Consider the following 1,544-nt stretch of genomic DNA (forward strand, 5'->3'; position numbering starts at 1 on the left):
GTTCCTGCGCTGGTTCTCCGAGCAGGCCACGCGCGTGCAGGGCCGCTACGGCCCGAACCCCGAGGGCACGGGCCGGATGATCGTCAGCCAGCACCCCGTGGGCCCGTGCTTCCTCATCACGCCGTGGAACTTCCCGCTCGCGATGGCCACGCGCAAGATCGCCCCCGCGCTCGCGGCCGGGTGCACGGTCGTCGTGAAGCCCGCGTCCCTGACCCCGCTGACGACCCTGTTCGTCGCGCAGCTCCTGCAGGAGGCGGGCGTCCCGGACGGCGTCGTCAACGTGATCACGACGAAGGCCACGGGGCCGGTCTCCGAGGCGATCATCCGTGACCCGCGCCTGCGCAAGCTGTCCTTCACCGGGTCCACGCCGGTGGGCCGGAGCCTGCTCGGGCTCGCGGCGGGCGGCGTGCTGCGCACGTCGATGGAGCTCGGCGGGAACGCGCCGTTCGTCGTGCTCGACGACGCGGACCTGGACGCCGCGGTCGACGGCGCGCTCGCCGCGAAGTTCCGCAACATCGGCCAGGCCTGCACCGCCGCGAACCGGTTCCTGGTGCACCGCTCGGTGGCCGACGAGTTCGCGCGGCGCGTCACCGAGCGCGTCTCGTCGTTCCGCACGGGACGGGGGACGCAGGACGGCGTGACGATCGGTCCGCTGATCGACGAGGACGCGGTCGCCAAGGCCGACGAGCTCGTCACCGACGCCGTGCACCGCGGCGCGACGGTGCGCACGGGCGGCTCGCCGCTCGACCGCCCCGGGACGTTCTACGCCGCGACCGTCCTGTCCGACGTCCCTGCTGACTCCCGCCTGATGCGCGAGGAGATCTTCGGACCCGTCCTGGCGATCGTCCCGTTCGACGACGAGGACGAGGCCGTGCGGCTCGCGAACGACACCGAGTACGGCCTGGTCTCCTACGTCTACACGCAGAGCCTGGCGCGCGGGCAGCGCATGATCGAGCGGCTCGAGACCGGGATGATGGGGCTCAACGTCGGTGTCGTCTCGAACGCCGCGGCGCCGTTCGGCGGGTGGAAGCAGTCGGGGCTCGGCCGCGAGGGTGGCGCCGAGGGGATCGCCGAGTACCTCGAGACGAAGTACACGCTCACCGCCGACCCGTTCGCGTAGGCGACCGTTCGTGTGCGCGCGGCGGTGACCAGCCGGCGACGCGTCGGTGAACACTGCGCCCACGGTCCCGTTCGCCCGGTTCCTCCCCCGCGCGATGCGGCACGATCACCGGGTGTCGAACGACGTGGACATGCTGGTCAGGGCAGCGCGGGTGGCGGGAGGCGTGCACCGGCTGGTCGACGACCTCGCAGCCGACCTCACCGTGGTGGAGCCGCAGACGCCGATGAGCGAGGTCGAGGTGCTGTTCCGGTCCCCCCACGTCGCGTGCCTGGGCGTGCGGCGCGACGACGACCACGTCGGGCTGCTCACGCGCAGCCGGTTCGCCGACGCGCAGACCGGCCGGCTCGGCTTCGGCCGCGCCGTGCTCACGCGCCGCCCGATCGCCGAGGTCGCGGACTTCGCGCCGCTCGTCGTGGACTCCGGC

Annotated in this window: 2 protein-coding genes; both read left to right on the forward strand. The window is 73.1% G+C overall.

The annotated features are described in order from the left end of the window. A partial coding sequence (locus CWIS_RS09960) for an NAD-dependent succinate-semialdehyde dehydrogenase (protein ID WP_048343135.1) occupies positions 1–1,120 on the forward strand: 1,120 nt, incomplete at its 5' end. 112 nt (positions 1,121–1,232) lie between these two features. Beyond that, a partial coding sequence (locus CWIS_RS18865; protein WP_197080814.1) for a hypothetical protein occupies positions 1,233–1,544 on the forward strand: 312 nt, incomplete at its 3' end.

Source organism: Cellulomonas sp. A375-1 (assembly GCF_001040865.1).
Taxonomy (GTDB): Bacteria; Actinomycetota; Actinomycetes; order Actinomycetales; family Cellulomonadaceae; genus Cellulomonas; species Cellulomonas gelida.